The sequence below is a fragment of the Streptomyces sp. NPDC002817 genome (assembly GCF_053592055.1).
Window position 1 is genome coordinate 1 of sequence record NZ_JBSFUY010000095.1, and the last position, 2,947, is coordinate 2,947.

3 protein-coding genes are annotated in these 2,947 nt (G+C 71.8%); all 3 read right to left on the reverse strand.

The window, feature by feature from the left end; translation table 11 throughout:
- A partial coding sequence (glgB, locus tag ACWD3I_RS49065; protein ID WP_365414139.1) for a 1,4-alpha-glucan branching enzyme occupies positions 1 to 1,286 on the reverse strand: 1,286 nt, incomplete at its 3' end.
- Between the two features lie 4 nt (positions 1,287 to 1,290).
- Positions 1,291 to 2,655, reverse strand: a complete 1,365-nt coding sequence (locus ACWD3I_RS49070) for a maltokinase N-terminal cap-like domain-containing protein (RefSeq protein WP_365414141.1) — start codon at positions 2,653 to 2,655, stop codon at positions 1,291 to 1,293.
- Between the two features lie 28 nt (positions 2,656 to 2,683).
- A partial coding sequence (locus ACWD3I_RS49075) for an alpha-glucosidase C-terminal domain-containing protein (protein WP_365414143.1) occupies positions 2,684 to 2,947 on the reverse strand: 264 nt, incomplete at its 5' end.

Consider the following 2,947-nt stretch of genomic DNA (forward strand, 5'->3'; position numbering starts at 1 on the left):
TCGCGCGAGTAGTCGAGGTAGAGCATCGAGGCGACCGCGTCCACCCGCAGCCCGTCGATGTGGAACTCCTCGCACCAGTAGACGGCGTTGGCGACGAGGAAGTTGCGCACCTCGACCCGACCGAAGTCGAACTCGTACGTCCCCCAGTCCGGATGCTCGGCCCGCCGCCAGTCTCCCGGCTCGTACAGCGGCTCTCCGTCGAACCGCCCCAACGCCCAGTCGTCCTTGGGGAAATGAGCCGGAACCCAGTCCATGATCACGCCGAGGCCGGCCCGGTGCAGGGCGTCGACCAGATACCGGAAGTCGTCCGGCGAGCCCAGCCGTGAGGTCGGCGCGTAGAAGCCGGTGACCTGGTAGCCCCAGGAGCCGCCGAAGGGGTGCTCGGCGACCGGCATGAGTTCGACGTGGGTGAAGCCGAGGTCCTTGACGTACGCCGGGAGCTGTTCGGCGAGTTGACGGTATGTCAGTCCCTTTCGCCAGGAAGGAAGATGGACCTCGTACACCGAGAAGGGAGCCTCGTGCACCGGCACGTCGCCGCGCCGCGCCAGCCACCCCTGGTCGCCCCACTCGTAGTGGGAGGCCGTCACCACGGACGCCGTCGCGGGCGGTACCTCGGTACGGCGTGCCATCGGGTCGGCCTTGAGGAAGCGGTCGCCGGAGCGGGACGTGATCTCGAACTTGTACCGTGCGCCCTCGCCGATGCCCGGCAGGAACAGCTCCCACACCCCGGACGCGCCGAGGGACCGCATCGGGAACGCGGCCCCGTCCCAGCAGGTGAACTCCCCGGCGACCCGCACGCCCTGCGCGTTGGGCGCCCACACCGTGAAGCGGGTGCCCCCCACGCCCTGGTGGCTCATGGGCTCGGCACCGAGCGCCTTCCACAGCTCCTCGTGCCGGCCCTCACGGATGAGATGCAGGTCGACGTCACCGAGGGCGGGCAGGAAGCGGTACGGGTCGTGCACCTCCTGCTCGTCGTCGTCCTCGTAGGAGACCAGCAGCGTGTACGGGGGAATCGCGTCCAGCGGGAGGACGCCGGAGAAGAGGCCGTCGCCCTCGGACGAGAGTCTGCTGCGTTCCCCCTCGACGACCACGTGCACGGCGCGGGCGAAGGGACGCAGTGTCCGGAAGGCGATCCCGCCCGGCGCCGGGTGGGCGCCGAGCACGGAGTGCGGGTCGTGATGGGCGCCCGACAGCAACCGCGTGCGGTCGGCGGGGTCCAGGGGAGGTGCGGCACGGCAGGGAAGTGGACCGCCGGCCTCGGGAGGTGTGGTGTCGCGCAGTGCCATGGCTTCAGGCTCCTCTCACGGCTAGACGTTCGATCGCCGCCATCGGCACGGGCAGCCAGTCGGGACGGTGCCGGGCCTCGTACAGGACTTCGTACACGGCGCGGTCCGTCTCGTAGGCCCGCAGCAGGCCGTGCTTCTTGCGCGGGTCCCATCCGGCGAGCGAGGCGTACCCCGCGCAGTAGGCCTCACGGCAGCGGCGCGCCCACTCCGGACGCCAGGGGCGGCGCTGGCGGGCGGCGTAGTCGAAGGAGCGCAGCATGCCGGCGATGTCCCGCACGGGGGAGTGGGTGCTGCGGCGCTCGGCGAGGGGACGGGACGGCTCACCCTCGAAGTCGATCACGAACCACTCGCGGCCGGCCCGCAGCACCTGCCCCAGGTGCAGATCGCCGTGGATGCGTTGGGCGGGCGGACCGGGATCGCAGGTGGTGAGCGCGGCGAACGCGGTCTGCAACGCCGGGACGTACGGCTGGAGCGCCGGTACGCAGTGCGCGGCGGCGCCGAGCCGCTCGGTCATCGCGGCCGCCGTCCGGCCGTTCTCGGCGTGTGCCAGGGCCGGGAAGGCCGAGGCCAGCGCGAGGTGCACCTCCGCCGTGGCCTGCCCCAGCTCGTGGGCCTTCGCCGTGAAGTCGTCGCCGGCGGCAAGGGCCCGCAGGGCCAGTGTCCAGCCGTCGGACGCATCGGGCAGGAAGGGCTGGAGCACCCCGAGCGTCGCCTCCTGCGGATGCGTGGTGCGGAACCAGGCGACCGGCGCGGGCACCCGACGGCACCCCTGCCCGGCCAGTGCGCCCGGCACCTCCAGGTCGGGGTTGACGCCGGGCTGGATACGCCGGAAGACCTTGAGGATGAACGAGTCCCCGTACACCAGCGAGGAGTTGGACTGCTCGGCGTCCAGCATCCGCGGCACGAGCCCCGCGGGCACGGACGCGGACGGGTCGGCCTCGAAACACAGGGGGCCCGCCGTGCCGGGGTGCCGCAGCCGCTCCAGGAGCAGCTGCGCGACCCGCGGGTCCTGGAGCGCGTCGTAGACCGTCAGACCGGCCAGCGGCCCTTCCTCCGCCCGCCCGATGAGGGCCCGGCCGAGACGCGGCGACAGATGCTTGCGTACGCCGAGCAGCAGCTGGTAGCAGTCGCCGGTCGCGGCGGTGCCGCCACCGGGGGCGGGGACGGGCGCGTGTCCTGTCTGCACCAGCAGGTGCAGACAGCCCGGGAACAGCTCCGTCATGGACAGCAGTGAGAGGTCCGTGACGGGCCGGTCCTTGCCCGCGAACCAGCGCTGCCGGGGCAGCCACTCGCGCAGCAGCCCGGCGAGCGAGGTCATGGGCCCGGGGGCGGTCGTGCTGCCCGGGTGGGGGAATGCGGTCTTCGGCATGGTGACGCCTCCTTTCACCGGCGGACGTTCAAGGTCGGCGGCCGATGCGGGATGCGACTCGGGAGAGCCGGAACCAGTAGAAGCCGTGCCCTGCCAGCGTCAGCAGGTACGGCAGTTCACCGATGGCGGGAAAACGGACCCCGCCGATGAGTTCCACGGGGTGGCGTCCGTCGAAGGCACGGAGATCGAGTTCGGTGGGCTGTGCGAAGCGGGAGAAGTTGTGCACGCACAGGACGAGGTCGTCCTCGTACTCGCGCAGGAACGCGATGACGGCGGGGTTGGACGACTGGAG